This window comes from Buchnera aphidicola (Chaitophorus sp. 3695), assembly GCF_964058985.1.
GTDB lineage: Bacteria > Pseudomonadota > Gammaproteobacteria > Enterobacterales > Enterobacteriaceae > Buchnera_J > Buchnera_J aphidicola_BQ.
The window spans coordinates 293532-315669 of the sequence record NZ_OZ060379.1; the positions used below are offsets into that span (position 1 = coordinate 293532).

At 20.4% G+C, this 22138-nt stretch carries 15 protein-coding genes and 1 tRNA gene; 2 read left to right on the plus strand and 14 right to left on the minus strand.

Annotated elements, in window-relative coordinates:
* Positions 1 to 209 precede the first annotated feature (209 nt).
* The 4 genes from AB4W58_RS01310 to AB4W58_RS01325 all read right to left on the minus strand — a co-directional run bounded on the left by AB4W58_RS01310 (position 210) and on the right by AB4W58_RS01325 (position 7018).
* Positions 210 to 1343 (minus strand): porin, encoded by a 1134-nt coding sequence (locus AB4W58_RS01310; protein ID WP_367673900.1) that lies wholly within the window; start codon positions 1341 to 1343, stop codon positions 210 to 212.
* A gap of 176 nt (positions 1344 to 1519) precedes the next feature.
* Positions 1520 to 2905, minus strand: coding sequence for an asparagine--tRNA ligase (gene asnS, locus AB4W58_RS01315; RefSeq protein ID WP_367673901.1), 1386 nt, complete (start codon positions 2903 to 2905; stop codon positions 1520 to 1522).
* A 219-nt stretch (positions 2906 to 3124) separates the two neighbouring features.
* A complete protein-coding gene (locus tag AB4W58_RS01320) occupies positions 3125 to 4066 on the minus strand; it encodes a rhodanese-related sulfurtransferase (RefSeq protein ID WP_367673902.1) in 942 nt (313 codons plus the stop codon).
* An 81-nt stretch (positions 4067 to 4147) separates the two neighbouring features.
* Complete coding sequence (locus tag AB4W58_RS01325; RefSeq protein WP_367673903.1) at positions 4148 to 7018, minus strand: valine--tRNA ligase; 2871 nt, start codon at positions 7016 to 7018, stop codon at positions 4148 to 4150.
* Between the two features lie 553 nt (positions 7019 to 7571).
* Between AB4W58_RS01325 and argF the strand changes: the two genes are divergently transcribed.
* Both argF and AB4W58_RS01335 read left to right on the plus strand, forming a co-directional pair.
* Positions 7572 to 8588, plus strand: a complete 1017-nt coding sequence (gene argF, locus AB4W58_RS01330) for an ornithine carbamoyltransferase (protein WP_367673904.1) — start codon at positions 7572 to 7574, stop codon at positions 8586 to 8588.
* Between the two features lie 393 nt (positions 8589 to 8981).
* The gene (locus AB4W58_RS01335; RefSeq protein ID WP_367673905.1) at positions 8982 to 9365 is read left to right on the plus strand and encodes a Rid family detoxifying hydrolase; all 384 of its coding nucleotides are present in this window, start codon (positions 8982 to 8984) and stop codon (positions 9363 to 9365) included.
* Positions 9366 to 9491: 126 nt separating this feature from the next.
* On the opposite strand, the gene AB4W58_RS01340 is transcribed toward AB4W58_RS01335, so the two are convergent.
* The 10 genes from AB4W58_RS01340 to ftsH all read right to left on the minus strand — a co-directional run bounded on the left by AB4W58_RS01340 (position 9492) and on the right by ftsH (position 22135).
* A complete protein-coding gene (locus tag AB4W58_RS01340; RefSeq protein ID WP_367673906.1) occupies positions 9492 to 11294 on the minus strand; it encodes a DEAD/DEAH box helicase in 1803 nt (600 codons plus the stop codon).
* Between the two features lie 405 nt (positions 11295 to 11699).
* A complete protein-coding gene (gene pnp / locus AB4W58_RS01345) occupies positions 11700 to 13784 on the minus strand; it encodes a polyribonucleotide nucleotidyltransferase (protein ID WP_367673907.1) in 2085 nt (694 codons plus the stop codon).
* A 180-nt stretch (positions 13785 to 13964) separates the two neighbouring features.
* Complete coding sequence (gene rpsO / locus AB4W58_RS01350) at positions 13965 to 14234, minus strand: 30S ribosomal protein S15 (RefSeq protein WP_367673908.1); 270 nt, start codon at positions 14232 to 14234, stop codon at positions 13965 to 13967.
* 25 nt (positions 14235 to 14259) lie between these two features.
* On the minus strand, positions 14260 to 15234 hold the full coding sequence (gene truB / locus AB4W58_RS01355) for a tRNA pseudouridine(55) synthase TruB (protein ID WP_367673909.1): 975 nt from the start codon (positions 15232 to 15234) through the stop codon (positions 14260 to 14262).
* 40 nt (positions 15235 to 15274) lie between these two features.
* Entirely contained in the window at positions 15275 to 15625 is a 351-nt protein-coding gene (gene rbfA / locus AB4W58_RS01360; protein ID WP_367673910.1) for a 30S ribosome-binding factor RbfA, read from the minus strand.
* Between the two features lie 51 nt (positions 15626 to 15676).
* On the minus strand, positions 15677 to 17839 hold the full coding sequence (gene infB, locus AB4W58_RS01365) for a translation initiation factor IF-2 (protein WP_367673911.1): 2163 nt from the start codon (positions 17837 to 17839) through the stop codon (positions 15677 to 15679).
* A gap of 201 nt (positions 17840 to 18040) precedes the next feature.
* The gene (nusA, locus tag AB4W58_RS01370) at positions 18041 to 19522 is read right to left on the minus strand and encodes a transcription termination factor NusA (RefSeq protein WP_367673912.1); all 1482 of its coding nucleotides are present in this window, start codon (positions 19520 to 19522) and stop codon (positions 18041 to 18043) included.
* Between the two features lie 234 nt (positions 19523 to 19756).
* Positions 19757 to 19847, minus strand: a tRNA-Leu gene (locus AB4W58_RS01375).
* A 50-nt stretch (positions 19848 to 19897) separates the two neighbouring features.
* A complete protein-coding gene (secG, locus tag AB4W58_RS01380; RefSeq protein WP_367673913.1) occupies positions 19898 to 20128 on the minus strand; it encodes a preprotein translocase subunit SecG in 231 nt (76 codons plus the stop codon).
* Between the two features lie 213 nt (positions 20129 to 20341).
* Positions 20342 to 22135 carry an ATP-dependent zinc metalloprotease FtsH gene (gene ftsH, locus AB4W58_RS01385; protein WP_367674246.1) on the minus strand — a complete coding sequence of 598 codons (1794 nt, stop codon included), beginning with the start codon at positions 22133 to 22135 and terminating at the stop codon, positions 20342 to 20344.
* Positions 22136 to 22138: the final 3 nt, after the last annotated feature.

Below are 22138 nucleotides of genomic sequence, written 5' to 3' on the forward strand. Positions count from 1 at the left end.
TTAATATTTAAAAATCTTTTCAAATTTATTATAAAAATAAATATAAATTTTTTATTCAAATATTAAATAATAAAAAAATAATTAAAATTTAATATATAAATTGTATATAAAACTCAAAGTACTCTTAAAAATAATCAAAGTTTTAAAAAAAATAAATATTATGTTTGAGACTGATAATAATATTTTTTACTAATCTATTTAAATATTACTTAAAAAATATAAGAAAATCCTGCTCCTACACAATTATCAAAATAATGTGACAATTCCGAATTAGAATTTACAGGAAAATTTTTTAATAAATTTAGTTTATAATGAAAATTTGCAACAAAATTTTTATTAAAATTATATGTTACTATTAAATTAATATGATTGTTTAAAGTAGCTGATTTTGCATTTTTTATATTTTGTCCAAAACTATATTCTGTTCCAAAAGATTTTATATAACCAATAGAAGATTTTAATCCATTATTAAAATCATAACTTCCGGCAATTTCAATATTATCTAATACATCATATATACAATGATTTTTTATAAAACTTGCAGCTGAATTTTTAGAATGTCCATAAAATCCTGAAACAGAAACATTATGAAATGAATAATTCCAACCTATACCATAAGATTTAACCCAATGATTTTCAAGATTGACTTTATTTCGAGTATTATCATAAGGACTAAAAAAAGCGGATCCGACTAAAGTAAATCCGAAATCTGTATTATATCTTAAAGATGTACCCCATGAATCATTATATTTATCACTTAAGAACATATTTTCTTTGTTATAATAACTTTGATGTTGTAAAGTTAATTCTAACCCTTTAATATATCCTGATAAATTTTTATTATGATATGTTAATAAACCATTTGCTCGACCAACTAAGAAATTATCATCTTCATGCAATGTAATATTTTCACTATTGTCAAAAGCTTTGTCAGTAAATTGTTTCGCATAATACATTACACCATAATTTCTTCCATAATCTATAGTACCCCATTTTCCTAAATCTAATCCAACATAAGATAAATCAATATCATTTTTAGTAGAATTTACATAAATTTTTTCATTATATGTACAAAATTTAGGTTTATATTCAAAAGAAAAATATCCTGATATAAATTGATTAATATCAGATCTACTATACATTCCAAATGTAAAATGCGTATAGTTTCCTAATGAATTTAATAGAAAAGGATCATTGCTATGAGAATAAAAATAAAGCGGATTTAATTCTCCATAAATATCTACTTTATTTCCATTTTTATTATATATTTCCATAGCATTTACAGAACAACTAGAAGACAAAAATAAAGGCATTAAAACAGCTAAAAAATTACGTTTTATCATAATAATTATATTACCTTATTTGTATAATAATTTTTAAACTTAAATATTTATTTTTTAATATAATCATATTATCTAAAAAATTTATTTATTTAAAATTTTTTTTTAATATCTTTTTAAAATTTTTATTTAAAGTTATTTTTTTAAAAAAATATTTCAAAAATATCTTAAAATATAAATTAAAAATTCGCATTTTTTGGAGTTCTTGGAAAAGGAATCACATCTTTAATATTTTTTATTCCAGTAATATACATAATTAATCTTTCTAAACCTAATCCAAATCCAGAATGTGGCACTGTTCCATAAAATCTTAATTCTCTATACCATGTATAATCATTTATGTTTAATTTTAATTCTTGAATCCTTTTATCTAAATATAAAATTCTTTCTTCACGTTGTGAACCTCCAATAATTTCTCCTATCTTTGGAAATAAAATATCAAAAGCAGCAACTGTTTTCTTATCACTATTAATTCTCATATAAAATGGCTTAAAACTTTTAGGATAATTTTGAATTATAATAGGTTGTTTAAAATATTTATCTACAAGAAATTTTTCATGATCTAAATTTAATTCAATATCTAAATAAATAGAATCTTTTTCAATAATTTTATTTTCTTTTAAAATTTTAATAGCATCTTTATAATTTATTCTTTTAATGTTAGTTTCCAAAAAATTTTTTAATTTATTTATAATATTATCATGAAAAGTCTTTTCAAAAAATCGTAAATCATTTTTATTATTTTGTAATATAAAATTAATAATATATTTTAACATTTTTTGAATTACTTCAATAATATTATTTAAGTTTGAAAATGCTAATTCTACTTCTAACATCCAAAATTCTGATAAATGACGTGTAGTATTTGAATTTTCAGCTCTAAAAATTGGACCAAAAGTATATACTTTAGATAATGCACAGGCATATGCTTCAATAGATAATTGTCCTGAAACTGTTAAAAATACTTCTTTACCAAAAAAATTTTTATAAGTTAATTTTTTATTTTCTTTTTTTTTAGAATACTTAACAGAAAACATATCTCCTGCACCTTCTGTATTTAAAGAAGTAATAATTGGTGAAGCAACCCAATGATAATTATTTTTATGAAAAAAATCATGAATAGAATAAAAAACAGAGCTTCTAATTCTAGAAATACAACCAATAATATTAGTTCTTGGTCTCAAATGTGCAAAATTTCTTAAATGTTCCATAGAATGTCTTTTAGAAGACATCGGATATAAATCAGGTTTTTTTACCCAACCAATAACATTTATTTTATACATATGAATTTCAAATTTTTGCTTTGTATTTAATGAAGATACTAATCTTCCTTCAACATATACTGAACATCCAGGAGTAGATTTTATAATTTCATGATTTTTATTCACTAATAAATTTTTATTTACTATAATTTGTAAAGTATTTACGCATGAACCATCATATACATCTATAAATAATAAATTAGATTTAGAATTTCTTTTATTTTTTATCCAACCTTGAACTTTTACTATTGAATTTATCAAGATTTTATTTTTAAATATATCTTTTATAGATACACTTTTCATTATACTTCCTTTAATAAATATCATTCTTTAAAAAATTTAATATTTATAAAATATCTATAAATATTAAAAAAATTAAATTATTTAAAATAAATAAAAATATTTTTAAATAAAATTTTTTAAAAAGTACTATTACATATTACATTTTTTTATATTATTTAAAATAAAAATTGTTTTGTTATAATAATACATATTTATAAATAATAACATTAAAATTTTTTATTATTTACAATGAAACTCTATATAACATTTTTTTGAACAAAAAGAACGATAAATTTTAGAACAAAATAAACATTGTATAAAAAGTATATTACATCTATTGTTAATACAATTTACATAATAATCAGATTTACGATAACATTGGTTACAATAAGATAATATATGCTCTGTTATAGTTTCATATAATCTTAAATCAAAAACAAAATTTTTTCCTAAGAAATGAATAGAATGATTTTTTTTTATGCAATCATTTATATATCCTATAATTCCTCCTCGAATTTGATAAACATTTTTATATCCATTTTTTTGCATCCATAATGATGTTTTTTCACATCTGATACCACCTGTACAGTATAAAACTATTTTTTTTTTTTTATATTTAGAAATATATTTAAATATTTTTTTTAATTGTTCTCTAAAAATTGAAGTATTCATTAAAATTGCATTTTTAAAATGACCAATTTTATGTTCATAATTATTTCTCATATCTATAAATATAGCTTCTTTATTATATAATAAATTATTAACTTCTTGAGAATTTAAATATTTATTCTTAAAATTTTTATTTAATTTAAATGAATCTAATCCATCAAATATAATACGTTTTTTAATTTTAACACTTAAAGTATTAAAAGATATTCTAGAATTATCTATACCCACATTAATATGAATATTTTTTAAATCTTGATGTAAGTTAGATATTTTTTTTTTTATAATATCAAAATATTTTTTTAAAATATTAGCTTGTATATTAATTCCTTCATAAGAAATATAAATTCTACCAAAAATTTTTAACTTATGACACAAAGATTTTATTTTTTTTTTAATAATCTCAGGATTTTCTATAAAAAAATATTTATATAAAGAGATATTAATTCTTAAATAATTTTTAAAATTTTTTTTTAAATATTTTTTATTATATATAAAATTAGATATACAAGACATTATTTGTTATTCCATTTAAATTTTAAAAATATTATATAAAATATATTTATTTTTATTAATTTTATTATTATAAATTTAATATTATATAGATAATAATAATTTTTTATAACTTTTTAAACTTTTTAAATTATTTTTTAAAATATTTAATTTATTTTTTTCTTTATTAACAATTTCTTTAGGTGCATTTTTCAAAAAGTTTTTATTTATTATTTTTGTATTTAAAAATTGAATTTTAAAAAAACAATTTTTTATTTTTTTTAATACGGTCTCTAATTCTAGCTCTTTATTAATAAATTCTTTAATTGGAATAAGTAATTCACATTCACTAATTTTTCTAACTATGAATTTTTTAATTATTTTTTTATCTACTTTAGTAAATATTTGAATTTTTTTTAAATACATAATATTTTTTAAAAATTTTTTATGAGTTTGAATTATTAATAAAAATTTTTGACTACTATTTTTAATAAAAATTCTAATTTTTTTACTATATTTTATCTTCATAGAATTTCTAATAGATCGTACTTCTTTAAAAAAATTTTGAATAATATTCATTTGTTCTAAAGATTGATAATCAATATTCTTTAAATTAAATTTTGGAAAATTATGATTAATTAAACTATTTTTATAATAATTATCTTGTAGTACAAAAATTTTTTTCCAAATATATTCTGTAATAAAAGGAATTATTGGATGTAATAACTTTAATATTGTTTTTAAAATATACATTAACATATTTTGTGTATTAATTTTTTCTTTTTCTGTACCAGATCTTATTATAATTTTAGAAATTTCCAAGTACCAATCGCAAAACTTAAACCAAACAAATTCATATATTAAATAAGAAACACGATCAAATCTATAATTTTTAATAAATTTTTTATAGTTCTGAATCAAAATCTGCAATTCTGATAAGATCCATTTATCTTGTAATAATAAAATTTTAGAAATTATTTTATTACTTTTATACATAATATTTTTATTTAATAACACAAATCGACTTGCATGCCACAATTTATTACAAAAATTTCGATAACCTTGTAAACGATTCATATCCCAAAAAATACTTCTAGAATAAGTAGATAAAGCTGTACAAGTAAATCTTAATGAATCAGCTCCAAAAGCTTGAATTCCGTTTGGAAAAAGTTTATTTAAATTTTTTATGATATTTTTTTTTTTAAATTCATTATTTTTTATATTTTTAGTACGTTTATTAATTAATTTTTTTAAACTAATTCCATCAATTAAATCTATTGGATCAATAATATTTCCTTTAGATTTAGACATTTTTTTTCCTTCTTCATCACGTATTAAACCTGTTATATATACATTTTTAAAAGGAATTTGTAATTTTCCATGTTTATCTTTAATTATATGAGTAGTTAACATAATCATACGCGCAATCCAAAAAAAAATAATATCAAAACCACTTACAACAACATTAGTAGGATGAAATTTTTTTAATAAATTTTTCTTTTTAGGCCAATCTAAAGCTAAAAAAGTCCATAAACTAGAAGAAAACCAAGTATCTAAAACATCTGTTTCTTGTTTTAAAAAACAATTTTTTTTTAATTTATACTTTTGAATAATATCTAATTTATTTAATCCTACATAAATATTTTTATTTTTATCATACCAAATAGGTATTCTATGACCCCACCATAATTGTCTAGATATACACCAATCTTCTACATTTCTCATCCAAGATAAATACATATTCTTATATTTTTTTGGAAAAAACTTAATTTTTTTATTGAGTACAGTTGATATAGACTGTTCTACAAATATTGAAGTTTTTAAAAACCATTGACTTGTTAACATCGGCTCTATAATAGAATTACTTCTTTCACCATAAGGTATACTAGAATCTAATAATTTTATTTTATCTAATAAATTGTGTTCTTTTAAATATATAATAATTTGTTTACGTGCTAAAAAACGATTCATTTTTTGAAAATATAACGGAATATAACAATTATATTGATTTTCTATTTTATTAGTATAACTATATATTAATAATTTTTTCAAAATATTTCCATTTAATGAAAATATTTGAATTATAGCAAGATTGTGTTTCATTCCAATCTTGTAATCAAGAAAATCATGCGCTGGAGTAATTTTAACACATCCAGTTCCTTTACTTATTTCAACTTCAATATCAGAAATAATTGGAATGATTCTATTAACAATAGGTACAATAACTTTTAATCCAATACAATTTTTGTATCTAATATCTTGTGGATTTACTCCTATAGCAGAATCTCCAAATATAGTTTCAGGTCTAGTAGTAGCTACTACTATATAATTTTTATTATTAATAAAACACTTTTTACTATAAAAAAAGTATTTTATATAATATATTTTAGATTTTATATTTTTATTTATTACTTCTAAATCTGAAATTACAGTTTGTAAATGTACATCCCAATTTACTATTTTTTTTTTTTTATAAATTAATCCTTGATTATATAATATTATAAATGCTTTTTTAACTCCTTCAGACACATCTGAATCCAAAGTAAATTTTTTTCTATTCCAATCAATAGCATGACCTAAACGTTTAATTTGATCAAATATTTTACTTTTATATTTTTCAACCCATGTCCATGTTTTTTTTATAAGATACTTTCGATCATATTTTAATTGATTTTTCTTATTTTTTTTTAGAATTTTTTTTTCTATTAACAACTGAGTAGCTATACCAGCATGGTCTAAACCAATTTGAAATAAAATATTTTTTCCATTCATACGATTAAATCGGATTAAAATATCCATAATTGTTTGTTGGAAAGCGTGCCCCATATGTAAGACACCAGTAATATTTGGTGGAGGCATAATAATACAAAAAGATTTTTTAGAACTTTTTTTAATAGAAGTTTGAAAATATTTTTGTTTTTCCCAAAATTCATATAATTTTTTTTCAATTAACTTCGGATTGTAGTTTTTTTTCATATGTTTAATAACTTTATATACTTTTTAAATAATTTTTATTGAAATAAAAATATTTTATTGATTATATGAAAATATTATAAAATATTTATAAATTAGTATAACTCTTTTACATAAAATTTTTTACTTTTATAATGCTTATAATATCTTGAAATAAATTTATTTTTTAAAAAAAAGTTAATATAAAAAAACAAAATATTTAATAATTTTATTTTATATTTTAAATATAAATATATTTTTTAAAAAAATTTATTCTTTTATAAAAAAATAAAAAATATTTTTAATTAAATTTAATTTTTTAATAATATATATAACATATATTTTTTAAAAATATTCTAATTATCTATAATATAACATTATTTTTTTTATTCTTTAAAATAAATTTTTTATTTAATAAAATTTTTACATTTGAATATTTATTAAATAATTATATTAATTTTTAATTAATAGATAATTTTTATTGTTTTTTATATAATATATTAAAATTTTAAAATTTTATATTTTTAAAATTTTTATAACAGATAAATAAACTATAATTATTTTAAAAAGAGAAAATATGAACTCATTTTATTTAAGAAATTTTTTAAGATTAAAAAATTTTAAAAAACAAGATATTTTATTTTTAATAAAATATGCACAAAAATTAAAATTTGAAAAAATAATGAAACAAGAACAAAAAAATCTAAAAAACAAAAATATTGTTTTGATTTTTGAAAAAGAATCTACTAGAACTAGATGCGCGTTTGAGGTAGCATCATTTGATCAAGGTGCTAAAATTACATATTTAAATGCAAAAGATATACATATAGGATATAAAGAATCTATCGCAGATACAGCGTTAACTTTAGGAAAAATGTATGATGGTATTGTATATCGAGGACATCAACATAAAAATATAGAAAAATTAGCAAAATATGCTAAAATTCCAGTTTGGAATGGATTAACTAAATCTTTTCATCCCACTCAAATTTTATCTGATATTCTTACAATTAAAGAGATTTTTTTAAAAAAAAATATTAAAAATATAAAAATTGCTTATATTGGAGATGCTAAAAATAATATTTCAAACACTTTAATAGAAGCTGCAAATTTATTAAATTTTAATTTAAGTGTTATTTCTCCAAAAAAATATTTACCTAATAAAGAGTTTTTAAATTTTTATAATATTAAAATTAACAAAAAATCAAATAATATATTATTTACAGATAATATAAAAAAAGGAATTTATCAAGCAGATATAATTTATACAGATGTATGGATTTCTATGGGTGAAAATTCTGATAAAATAAAAAAAAAAATATCTTTATTAAAAAATTATCAAGTAAATAAAAAAATTTTGAAATTAACTCAAAATCCTTTTGTAAAAGTTTTTCATTGTTTACCTGCATTACATGATAAAAAAACTATTTTTGGAAAAAAAATTATTCAAAAATTTAATTTAAAAAATGGAGTAGAAATTACTGATGAAGTATTTAAATCTAATCAGAAAATAATTTTTCAACAATCTTCTAATCGCGTGCATATTGTAAAAGCATTAATGATTTGTAGTTTAATTAAAAAAATTAATTTTTAAAACATTTATTCTAGAAAATATTTAAAAAAATTATATAAAAATTTTTTATATTTAATATCTATTTTTAAAAATTATTTTTATAAAATTATATCAAATATTTTTTTCAAAATAAATATATTAAAATAATAAATTTATAAATAAAAGAATTTCAATTAAATTAAATTAAACTAAATTAAAATTTTTTTATATTTTATTTTATTTTCATATTAAATATTTATACAATAAAAATTTAGATATTAAAAATTTTTAAAATAAACAAAATTTTTTTATTTTATCATAAAATATTTTAAATAAACATAAAATATATTTATATATATCAATGTAAAAAATATAAATTAATTAAATATTAGATTTTTATTTCAAAATAAAAATAAATAAGGTAAATATAAAAAAATGAAAATTTACACTAAACATGCACCGAAAGTTTTTGGACCTTATTCTCAAGCTATTAAAATAAACAAATTATTAATGATTTCTGGACAAATTCCTATTAATTCTATATCTAAAAATATACCAAATAATATTAGTGATCAAACTTTTTTAGTATTAAATAATATTAAAGCTATTATAAAAAAATCTAATTTTTCTATAAAAAATATTATTAAAACAACAATTTTTACAACTTGTTTAGATAAAATTAATGATATTAATCATTCATATGAAAATTTTTTTATGCAAGAAAATATATTAATTTTTCCAGCTCGATCTTGTGTAGAAGTATCTAAATTACCAAAAAATGTAAAAATTGAAATTGAAGCTATAGCTTTTAAAAAATAAATATATTAAAGAGTGCACTAACCAAAAAATTCTAAGTGCGCTCTTTAATCTTATATAATTTCTATAAAAGTTATTTTAATATAATTATTCTAAAAAATTTGTAATTTAAAAAATGAATTTTTTTTCTTATTTTATATTTTTATGAATTTTTTTATTAAAATATGGTTTTTTTAAACGATTTTTTTTAGAATGAAATTTACGATTATAAGAAATTTTAGAAACTTTTTTTGTAATATAATTTCTAAATTTCTTTTTAACAGGTTTTTTAGATAAATATTTAAAATTTTTAAATAATTTTAAATTAATAAACTTATTAAAAATTTTTGTTTCATGAAAATTTTTTAATAAACCACTTTGAATTAAATTTTTTGGTAATTCGATAGTAGAATATGAAGAAAATATTTTTATATGACCAATATCTTTATTATTTAAATTACCTTCGTTCGCAATAGCCCCCACGATATGTCTAACTTCTATTTTATCTACTCTTCCTAAATCTAATTTATATACATCCATATTAGAATTTTTTTTAAATTGTTTTGTATTTTTATATGTTAAATTGTTATTTCTATTTTTTTTAATCCAATTTTCTCGAATCTTTGGAATATTTTTATCTTTTTCTATAATTAAAATACGTTTTCCTTGAGCTATTTTTAAAAGTGCTGCAGATAAATTTTCAAGAGAAACAGAAATATTTGAATTTATTTTAGATAATAACAGTTGATATTTTTTTAAATTAGAACTTTTTAATTCTTTTTGAATTTTTTTAGAAAAACTTTGTAAACGACATTGACTTAATAAATCTGAATTTGGTAATTGTATTTGTTTAATAGATTGTCTCATAATTCTTTCAATATTTCTTAATAATCTCATTTCTCTATATTCAACAAACATTAAAGCTTTTCCTTTACGTCCTGCACGACCTGTTCTACCAATTCTATGTACGTAAGATTCAGCATCTATTGGAATATCATAATTTATTACTAAACTAATTCTATCAACATCTAATCCTCTTGCAGCAACATCTGTTGCAATTAATATATCTAATGTTCCATTTTTTAATCTTTCTAAAGTTTTTTCACGTAATGTTTGATTCATATCCCCATTTAAAGCAGCGCTATTATATCCATTTTTTTCTAATACTTCAGAAACTTCTACAGTAGAATTTTTTGTTCGCACAAAAATTATAGTAGCTGAAAAATCTTCTGTTTCTAAAAATCTTATTAAAGCATCCGTTTTTTTTCCATACACTAACCAATAAGTTTGATTAATATCTGGTTTATTCATAATATTAGATTTAATTTTTATTTCTTTGGGATTATTCATAAAACGATGAGAAATTCTTTTAATAACATCGGGCATAGTAGCAGAAAATAATGCTGTTTGTCGTTTATTTGGTATTTTTGAAAGAATAGTTTCTACATCTTCAATAAATCCCATACGTAACATTTCATCTGCTTCATCTATAACTAAAGAGCTTAATCTAGATAAATTTAAAGTTTTTCTTTTTAAATGATCTAATAATCTTCCAGGAGTTCCAACTATAATTTGTGGACCACTACGTAAAGCACGTAACTGTAGTTCATATCTTTGACCACCATATAATGGTAAAACACGAATAGCTGAAATATACTTAGAAAATAAAGAAAATGCTTCAGACACTTGAATAGCTAGTTCTCTAGTTGGCGTTAAAACTAAAATTTGTGGAATTTTTAAAAAAGTTTTAACATTATTTAATAAAGGCAAAGCAAAAGCAGCTGTTTTTCCACTTCCAGTTTGCGCCATTCCTAAAACATCATGATTTTTTAATAAGTAAGGAATACATTTTTCTTGTATAGGAGAAGGTTTTTGATATCCAATTTCTTTTAATACTTTTAAAATGGAATTATTTAATTTAAATTCTAAAAATTTGTTTTTAATAAGAACCATGTAAAACATGTACCTCATTGAATTAAAGAAGGAGGGCCAGTTTACATTATACACGATAAATTTTTTTATACATTTATTGAAATTGTGAACTGGCTTAAAATATTTTTATTTAAAATTTGAACGTTTATTTAACTATATTAAAATTTTATCAGTTATTTAGTATACTTTGTAAAATTTTTGTTTATTTAAAAAAATAAATAATAAAATATTATTAAATAACTCATAAAATTTATTCATATAATTATATAAAATATTTTAAAAAACCAATAAATATTTTTTTTGAAATAAATTATAATTTTATAATTTAAAAAAATGTCAAATTTTTTATTCAATAAATTTAGATTATCATAAAAAATAGAATTATAAAATTCTATTTTTTAATAAAAAATTTTTATATGAATTTAATTATTCTGAAATTTTTTTCATACTTAATCTTAATCTTTTTTGTCGGTCTATATCTAAAACTTTTACTTTAACCAATTGATTTAATTTTAAACAATCTGAAACTTTTTCTATATGCTTTTCTGAAATCTGAGAAATATGTACTAAACCTTCTTTTCCAATTCCTATAGAAATAAATGCACCAAAATCAACTATTCTGGTTACTTTTCCCGTATATATTTTTCCGATTTCTAAATCTGATGTAATCTCTTGAATACGTTGTATAGCATGTTTAGCTTTTTTTTCCATTACAGCTGAAATTTTTACTGTGCCATTATCTTCAATTTCAATTGTAGTTCCTGTTTCTTCTGTTAACATACGAATCACAGACCCTCCTTTTCCTATAACATCTTTAATTTTTTCTGGATTAATCTTAATAACATGTACACGAGGAGCAAATTTAGAAATTTCTTTATTAGGAACATTTATTGTTTTAGACATTACTTGTAAAATAAAAGTAATAGCACGAAAAGATTTATTTAAAGTTTCATATAAAATATCATATGTCATTCCTTCAGTTTTCATATCTAATTGTAGAGCAGTAATACCTATAATACTTCCAGAAACTTTAAAATCCATATCTCCAAAATGATCTTCGTCTCCTAATATATCTGTTAAAATTACATAATTATTATTTTCTTTAATTAATCCCATTGCAACACCTGCTATAGGTTGTTTAATAGGAACACCAGCATCCATTAAAGCTAAAGAAGCACCGCATACAGAAGCCATAGAAGAAGATCCATTAGATTCAGTAATCTCAGAAACTATACGAATAGTATAAGGAAAACTTTCTATAGAAGGCATTACAGCTAAGATACTTTTTTTAGCCAATTTTCCATGTCCAACTTCTCTTCTTTTAGGAGAATTTATCATTCCTATTTCTCCAACAGAATACGGAGGAAAATTATAATGAAATAAAAAACTATCAGTTTTATCACCTAATAATTCATCTAAATTTTGAGCATCCCTTGAAGTTCCTAAAGTTACTGATACTAAAGATTGAGTTTCTCCTCTAGTAAATAAAGAAGAACCATGTGCTCTGGATAAAACGCTAGTCTTAATATCTAAATTACGAATAGTATCTGGGCATCTACCATCAATTCTTATTTTTTTTATTAAAATTTTTTTTCGAACAATTTTTTTTTCTATATCAGAAAAAATTTTATTTATTTCTAAAATATTTGTATTTAAATCTTGGCATAAAATCTTAGAAATTATCATATTTTTATATGTTTTTAATTTTTGAACACGTTTAATTTTATCAGAAATACAATAATATTTTTCTAATTTTTTTTTAGATAATTTTAAAACTTGTTCATAAAGAATATTATTTAAAATATGAGAATCATATGTCCAACTTTTGTTTTTTATTGAAGATAATAAATTTTTCATACTTTGAATTAATTTTTTTTGCTTTTTAAATCCATATAAAATACCTTTAAATATAATTTTTTTATCTAATTGATTAGATTCTGCTTCAATCATTAGAATATTCTCATCAGTTCCAGATACTATTAAATCTAATAAGCTAGATTTCATTTCATCTGTATTAGGATTTAAAACATATTTATTATCAATAAAACCAACTCTTGCTGCACCGATCATTTTTTTTACTGGTATGCCAGAGATATATAATGCAGCAGATACTCCAATCATAGAAACAATATCAGGATTAATTTTTGGATTTAATGAAACGACTGTGATAATAACTTGTACTTCATTATAAAAATTTTTTGGAAAAATCGCACGAATAGGTCTATCTATTAATCGTCCAATTAATATTTCATTTTCACTAGGACGACCTTCTCTTCTAAAAAACCCTCCTGGAATTTTACCAGCAGCATACGTTCTTTCTTGATAATTTACAGTTAAAGGTAAAAAATCTTTAATTTCTTTAACTTCTTTTTGTCCAACTACAGTGACAAGTACAGAAGTATCATCTATACTAGCCATAATAGAAGATGTTGCTTGTCTAGCAATTAATCCAGTTTCTAAAGTTACTATATGATTTCCATATTTAAATTTAAATATAAATGGATTGAGCAAAATAAATATCCTTAAAATATCAAATTAAAAATACTATTTTATAATATTTTAAACTTAATAAAACTTAAAAAAAAAAAAAGAAAATATAATTAAAAAAAAAGGGCTAAAATCGCCCTTTGTATATTTTTATATTATTAATTTGTAAAACATTTTTTTTTGTAAAAGTTTAAATTTATAGATTTATCGACGAATTTTTAAATCTTTAATGATAGAATTATACTGAAAAACAGATTTTTTACGCATATATTTTAATAACTTTCTACGTTTAGAAACCATTTTTAATAATCCTCTTCTACTAGAAAAATCTTTTTTATGGATTAAAAAATGGTTTTGTAAATCATTAATTTTATATGTTAAAAGTGAAATTTGTACTGCTGTATTTCCACTATCTAAATTATTTCTTCCATATTTTATTATTATATTTTTCTTATTTAAATTACTTGCTAACATACTTCGTTCCTATTAATTAATAAATTTATTTGTTTTTGAACGTATGATTAAAATTATATTTATTATACAAATCTTTTTTTATTAGTCTATAAGGATATAAAAATATCTGACATCTTATTTTTCCTAAACCAATAAAGTTTTTTTTAGTATTCATAATACAAATTAATCCATTTTGATATTTAGTAAATAATTTTATAAATTGTCCATTTTGAATAATTAAAGTGTCTTTTAAACTAATGTAAATTTTATTAAAATTAGAAACTATAGAATCAATAGGAATTAGTAACTTTTTAAGTTTGTCAAAAAAAATTTTCTTAGATTTTTTAAAGTACTTATTTTTAAAAAAATTTAATTGATCTAAAGTTATTGATGAATGACAAGAATAAGATGATACTCGCATTCTTCTTAAAAAAATTACATGTGCTCCACATTTCAAAAAATTACCTAAATCATTAATAATAGAACGAATGTATGTTCCAGACGAGCAAGAAATTTCTAATTCTACAATATTTTTACTTCTATATAAACTATTTAACTTATAAATTTTAACAGGACGAGCTTTTAAAGGCACTTGAATTCCTTTTCTAGCATATTGATACAATCTTATTCCTTTATATTTAATGGCTGAAAAAATAGGAGGAATTTGAAGTATATTTCCTCTTAATCTATCCAATGCAAGCCAATATTGATTAGAACTAAACCTAGCGCTAATAACATTTTTTATTTCTCCATAAGAATCTGCAGTTGAAGTTTTTTCACCTAATTTTGCAATTACTCTATATTGCTTATTAGATTTGATTAAATATTTAGAAAATTTTGTTGCTTCTCCAAAACAAATTGGAAGTATTCCTGTAGCTAAAGGATCTAAAGATCCAGTATGACCTGCTTTTTTCGCTAAAAATATTTTTTTTGTAATCTGTAATGCCTGATTCGAAGAAATTCCAGTAGGTTTATCTAATAAAAAAACTCCATGAATATTTCTTAAATTATTAGAAACCATTTATATTTTTCATTATAACTAATATATTAAAAAAAATAAATTATTGTAATGTTTTTAATAAATTAGATATTTTATTTCCTTCTATATAAGAGCAATCATCTATAAAAACTAATTGAGGAACAATTCTTAATTTTAAATTTTTTCCTAATAAAAATCGTATGTAAGAAGATGCCTGATTTAAAATTTTTATAGAAGATGTTTTTAAATTATTATTAATTTTATTCACACTAACATAAATTTTAGCATAAGATAAATCTTTAGAAATTATAACATCTAAAATAGTAGAAAATTGATTTAATCTAGGATCATGAAGAAATTTTTGAATAATATAAGAAATTTCTTTTTTGATTTCTTGAGATATTCTATTTAATCTATAAATGTTTTTATACACTATTTCATTCTTTCCAAAATTTATTTAAAAATTTTTATTTAATAAAGTTTACTATAATTTTTTAATTTTTTTAATTTTATATACTTCTATTATATCATTAACACGAATATCATTATAGTTCTTTATTCCAATACCGCACTCAGTTCCATTTCTAACTTTTTTAACATCTTCTTTAAAACGTCTTATTGATTCTAATTCTCCTTCATAAATTACTATATGATCTCTTAAAATTTTAATAGGATGTTTTCTTTTAATTAATCCTTCAGTTACCATACATCCTGCAATAAAACCAAATTTTGGAGATTTAAAAATACTTCTTACCTCTGCTAATCCAATAACTTCTTGTTTATATTCTGGAGACAACATACCATACATAGAAGATTTAAGTTCATTAATTAAATTATATATAACAGAGTAATATCTTAAATCTAAATTTTCTTTTTTAATAATTTTTTTAGCAGAAATATCTGCACGTACATTAAATCCTATAATAATTGAATGTGATGTATGTGCTAAATATGCATCTGTTTCATTAATTCTACCAACATTTGCACTAATAATATTTATATTTACTTCTTTATGAGATAATTTTTTAATAGCAGAAGAAATAGCTTCTAAAGATCCTTTAGAATTAGATTTCAAAATAATATTTAATTCTGAAACATTTTTTTTATTAATATTATCAAATAAATTTTCTAAATTAATTTTCTTTTGTTTAGAAAAAAATTTTTGTTTATATTTTTCTTTTCTATATAATGCAACTTCTTTAGCTTTTTTTTCATTACGTACTACAGTTAAAATATCTCCTGAAACAGGTAAACCAGATAATCCTAATATTTCTACTGGAATAGAAGGTCCTACTTTTAAAAGATCTTTTTTATGCTCATTTTTGATAGATTTAATTTTACCATATTCTAATCCACATAGCACTATATCTCCTTTTTTTAATTCACCCTCTTTAATTATAATATTTGATACTATTCCTCGACCTTTTGCAAGAAAAGATTCTATTACAATTCCTGTAGCCATTCCTTTTGAATAAGTAGATAATTCTAAAATTTCAGATTGTAATAATATACTATTTAATAGAGTTTTAATTCCTTTTTTTAATTTTACAGAAATTTTAACAAAAATATTTTCTCCACCTAATTCTTCAGGTAAAATATTATATTTCATTAATTCATTATTAATTTTTTCAAGATTAATATTATTTTTATCAATTTTATTAATCGCAACGATAATAGGAACTTTAGCAAATTGTGCATGTTGAATGGCTTCAATAGTTTGAGGCATCACTCCATCATCTGCTGCAATTATTAAAACTACAATATCAGTAATTTGAGCTCCTCGCGCGCGCATAGAAGTAAAAGCTGCATGCCCTGGAGTATCTAAAAAAGTAATTTTTTTATTATTTATTACAACATGATAAGCTCCTATACTTTGGGTAATACCTCCTTTTTCTTTTAAAGCCATAGAAGTTTTACGAATACAATCTAATAAAGAAGTTTTTCCATGATCTACATGACCCATAACAGTCACAATTGGGGGTCTTAAAATTTTTTCTTTAGATATATCAAATTTTCTATCTTTTATAATAGATTTTTCTAAAAAGTTTTTATGAATTAGTTTTACTTGAAATCCCATTTCTTCAGAAATAAGTTGAGCTAGATCTAATTTTAAAGATTGATTTATAGAAAGATTAATACCTGCATCGGACATTTTTTGAATTACTATAGAATTTTTTATACCCATTTTATTAGATAATTCTATGACAGTTATTTTATCAAAAATAGTAATTTTTTTATTTATAATATTTTTAGGTTTATGAAAAACTTGTTTTAAAAAATTTTTTTGAATATTTTGTTGTGAATATTTAAAATTTTTTTTAAATCTAGTAGAAATATTATAATATTTTTTTGTTTTTATAAAATTTTTTTTTAATTTATCTTTTATATTTAATTCTGATTTAAAATTTTTTATATTTTTTTTTTTTTTATTAAAAAAAGAATCTTTTTTGTATATATTTTTTTTTTTTAAGAAAGATTTTTTTGATTGAGCATTTTTTTTACTAAATTTAAAATCATTTTTATTTTTTTTTTTTGAACTATTCAAAACTTTTTTAAAGACAGATTTTTTGTTCTTAAATGAAGGTTTTTTATCAACATTATATATATATTTTTTTTTTATATCTTTTTTAAAATCTTTTTTTCTCATTTTTTCTCTTATTTATTTAGTTTAAAAAATACAATAACTTTACGAATTAATTATTTTTATCTATTTTTTTATTAATATAATATTTTTTATTAATTTAATTACTTTAAAAAAAAAAATAAGAAATACATATTATATAATAATATTTTACATGTATTTTTTTTTAATTCCAAACAAATTATGAAAAATTTATAATATGATGAATTATTTATTAAACCAACAAATATTTCTTGCAGACATGATAAATTCTCCTATTTTTTTAGAACTTAATTCTTGAATATCTAATAAATCACTTATACTTTGATTAGCTAAATCTTCTATAGTATATATTTTATGTTGAAAGAACTTAGATACAATAGATTCATTCATACCTTTTATATTCAGCATTTGTTCTTTTAAAAAAATAAGATTTTTTGGTTTTTCAAAATTTTTAGATGTTAATGATAATGCTTGTTTTGCACGTTCTTTTATTGATAAAAATAATTCTTTATTCATATTAGTTTTTTTTAAAAAAATATTTTCAGGAATTGATAATATCTCTTCAATTGTTTTAATATTATTTTTAAAGAACAAAGAAAAAGTTTTTTTATCAATATTTAAACATTTTTTAAAAATTTGATAAGTTTTGTTTTGAATTTTTTTATTTTTTATCTCTAATTCTTGTGTAGTCATTACATTTAATTCCCATCTACTTAATTGTGATGCTAATCTAACATTTTGTCCATTTCTACCAATAGCTTGAGCTAAATTTCTAAAATCTACAGAAATATCTATAAATTTTTTAATTTTATTCACTGTAATAGAAACTATTTCCGCTGGAGCCATTGCATTTAAAACAAAAGAAGAAAGATTTTTATTCCATAAAACTATATCAATTCTTTCTCCAAAAAGTTCATTTGATACTGCTTGTACTCGAGCTCCTCGCATACCAACACAAGCTCCTACAGGATCAATTCTTTGATCAGTAGTTTTAACAGCTATTTTTGATCTTGAACCTGGATCTCTTGCTATTCTTTTAATTTGAATAATTCCTTCTCCGATTTCTGGGACTTCAATTTTCAATAATTCTGTTAACATCTCTGGTCTAGATCTACTTAACAATAATTGAGATCCTTGTTTTTCATATTTAATTTTATAAAGTATACTTTTCACTCTATTACCTAAACGAAAATTTTCTCTAGGAAGCATCTCTTTATTAAATAATAATCCTTCTGCATTATCTCCCAAATCTAAAATTACGAAACTTCTGTTTATTTTTTTTACTATTCCAGTAAGAATATTTCCTTGTTTATTTTTAAAATTCTTAACAATAATAGATCTTTCAGCTTCTCTGACTTCTTGAACAATTACTTGCTTAGCTGTTTGTGTAGTAATTCTATCAAATTTAATTGATTTAATTGGTTCTTCTATATAATCATTTAATTTAATATTTTTATTTTCATAATATGCTGCATCAAAAGTAATTTCTTTTGTAGGATGCGTAACATTTTGTACAACTAACCATCTACGATATGTTTTAAAACTTCCATCTATTTCGTTAATAACTACTTTAATGCATATATCTTGCTTATATTTTTTTTTTGTAGCTTTAGATAACGCTTTTTCTAATGCTTTAAAAATAATTTTTTTAGGAATAGATTTTTCGTTAGAAACAGATTCAATTACTGATAAAATATTTTTTTTCATTTAATTTACCTTATATAAAATTTTTTAATGCATTTTATAAATTTTTTAAAATTATATAATATAAAATTATTATTTACTTTTTTTTAATTAAAAAATTTTTAAAAAATTTATTTATTTTAATAAAAAACCCCGTTTATACGGGGTTTTTATTCAAAATAATAATTTTAAAATATTTTAAAAATAAACATTTATAATAAAATCTTTAAAAAAGATTTAATTTTAAATATTATTTAATACCGAGGACGGGACTTGAACCCGTACATCTAATGTTATTTTAGATACTACTACCTCAAAGTAGCGTGTATACCATTTTCACCACCTCGGTTATTGAAAATTATAAAAACACACTATAATTTCTATAGTAAAACTAATATTTTATAATATACAATTATTTATATTACATTGCAAAAGACTTAATATTAAAAATAAAAATGCAAAAATAATAGTTAAACGAGTCAAAAATTCATTCGAAGTAGATATATCAAATAAATTTTTATTAATATTTTTAGTTCCAATATTTATAGAACTAAGATTTTTTTGCAATAAAATTAAAATAATTAATGTTATCGAAATAAATAAATATAAACATAAAAAGAAAATACGCACTGTAAAATACCTATTTTAAATTATAATTTTTATATATTATATTAATATTGACTTAAAAAATTATTTTAAATAATTTTTTTTAAAAATAAATATAATAAAACTCATGAAATATTCAATTAAAAATTTTTAAAAAAAATTTTAATATAACTTATATTTTTATATAAAAATAATATTAATCTATTTATATAAATAAATGTTTTAAAATATATAAATTTATATTTTTTTTCTTTGCATTAAAGAATCTATTTGATCAGAATTAATTGTTTCATATTTCATTAATGCATTTTTCATAGCATGTAATATATCTATGTTTGATTTTAAAATTTTTTTAGCTCTATTATAATTATTATCAATGAAAAATTTTATTTCTTGATCAATAATTTTTGCTGTACTACTCGAACAATTTAAATTTTTTTGAAATGATTTTCCTAAAAACATTTCTTCTTCTTCTTGTAAATATAATAAAGGACCTAATTTTTTTGAAAAACCCCATTGTGTAACCATATTTCTTGCTAAATTCGTTGCAACTTTAATATCATTTGATGCTCCTGTAGAAACATATTCTTTTCCATATATTATTTCTTCTGCTAATCTTCCTCCATATAAAGTAGAAATTTGACTTTCTAATTTTTGTTTATTAATACTTAAATGATCTTCAACAGGAAAAAAAAAAGTTACACCTAACGCTCTTCCTCTAGGAATAATGGTAACTTTATGTATAGGATCATGTTCTGGAACTAATCTACCTACAATAGCATGACCTGCTTCATGGTATGCAGTAGCTTCTTTTTGTATTTCAGTCATAATCATAGATTTTCTTTCTGCGCCCATCATAATTTTATCTTTAGCTTGTTCAAAATCTTCCATAGCAACAAAAGCGTGATTATGACGAACAGCAAAAAGAGCAGCTTCATTAACTAAATTTGCTAAATCTGCTCCAGAAAATCCAGGAGTACCACGAGCAATAATTAAAGGATCAAAATCTTTTTCTAATAAAACTTTTCTAGAATGCACTTTTAATATTTCTTCTCTACCTTTGATATCAGGTAATGGTACAAAAACTTGACGATCAAATCTTCCTGGTCGTAATAAAGCAGGATCTAAAACATCTGGACGATTTGTTGCTGCTATTACGATTACTCCTTGATTTCTATCAAATCCATCCATTTCAACTAATATTTGATTTAATGTTTGTTCTCTTTCATCATTTCCTCCTCCTAAACCAGTTCCTCTTTTTCTTCCAACAGCATCAATTTCATCAATAAAAATTATACATGGAGATAATTTTCTTGAATTCTCAAACATATCTCTTACTCGCGATGCACCTATACCTACAAACATTTCAACAAAATCTGATCCTGATATTGTAAAATATGGTACTTTAGCTTCTCCAGCTATAGCTTTTGCTAATAAAGTTTTTCCAGTACCTGGAGGTCCTATCATTAAAACTCCTTTTGGTATTTTCCCTCCTATTTTTTGAAATTTTTTTGGATTTATGAGATAGTCTACTAATTCTTTTACTTCTTCTTTAGCTTCATCACAACCTGCAACATCTGAAAAATTTATTTTAATTTCGTTTTCTTTTAAAAATTTTGCTTTGCTTTTACCAAAAGATAACGCTCCTTTTCCTCCCATTTGTATTTGTTTAATAAAAAACATCCACATTAAAAATAATATTATCATAGGAAACCAAGAAATAAACATAGATAAAAATAAATTCATTTTATAAGGTTTGATCCCTACAATTTTAATATTTTTTTTTAAAAGAGTATTTAATAAATTTGGATCATTCATAGGCATAAATGTAAAATATTTACTATGATTTTTTTTAAAAACATGAATATTGTGTCCATCTAAAATTACTTCACGAATCTTATTTTGATTTACTTCTGATAAAAAAGTAGAATAATTCACTTGATAATTATGTGAATGTGTAAAGTTAAAATTTTGAAATATGGACATTGTAATCATAATTAAAATAAACCACAGAATAAAATTTTTAACTATTTT

Excerpts from the sequence above, each read along its gene's own strand:
- AB4W58_RS01310 (WP_367673900.1), bottom strand. The coding sequence starts at position 1,343 with ATGATAAAACGTAATTTTTTAGCTGTTTTAATGCCTTTATTTTTGTCT.
- asnS (WP_367673901.1), bottom strand. The coding sequence starts at position 2,905 with ATGAAAAGTGTATCTATAAAAGATATATTTAAAAATAAAATCTTGATA.
- AB4W58_RS01320 (WP_367673902.1), bottom strand. The coding sequence starts at position 4,066 with ATGTCTTGTATATCTAATTTTATATATAATAAAAAATATTTAAAAAAA.
- AB4W58_RS01325 (WP_367673903.1), bottom strand. The coding sequence starts at position 7,018 with ATGAAAAAAAACTACAATCCGAAGTTAATTGAAAAAAAATTATATGAA.
- argF (WP_367673904.1), top strand. The coding sequence starts at position 7,572 with ATGAACTCATTTTATTTAAGAAATTTTTTAAGATTAAAAAATTTTAAA.
- AB4W58_RS01335 (WP_367673905.1), top strand. The coding sequence starts at position 8,982 with ATGAAAATTTACACTAAACATGCACCGAAAGTTTTTGGACCTTATTCT.
- AB4W58_RS01340 (WP_367673906.1), bottom strand. The coding sequence starts at position 11,294 with ATGGTTCTTATTAAAAACAAATTTTTAGAATTTAAATTAAATAATTCC.
- rpsO (WP_367673908.1), bottom strand. The coding sequence starts at position 14,234 with ATGTTAGCAAGTAATTTAAATAAGAAAAATATAATAATAAAATATGGA.
- truB (WP_367673909.1), bottom strand. The coding sequence starts at position 15,234 with ATGGTTTCTAATAATTTAAGAAATATTCATGGAGTTTTTTTATTAGAT.
- infB (WP_367673911.1), bottom strand. The coding sequence starts at position 17,839 with ATGAGAAAAAAAGATTTTAAAAAAGATATAAAAAAAAAATATATATAT.
- nusA (WP_367673912.1), bottom strand. The coding sequence starts at position 19,522 with ATGAAAAAAAATATTTTATCAGTAATTGAATCTGTTTCTAACGAAAAA.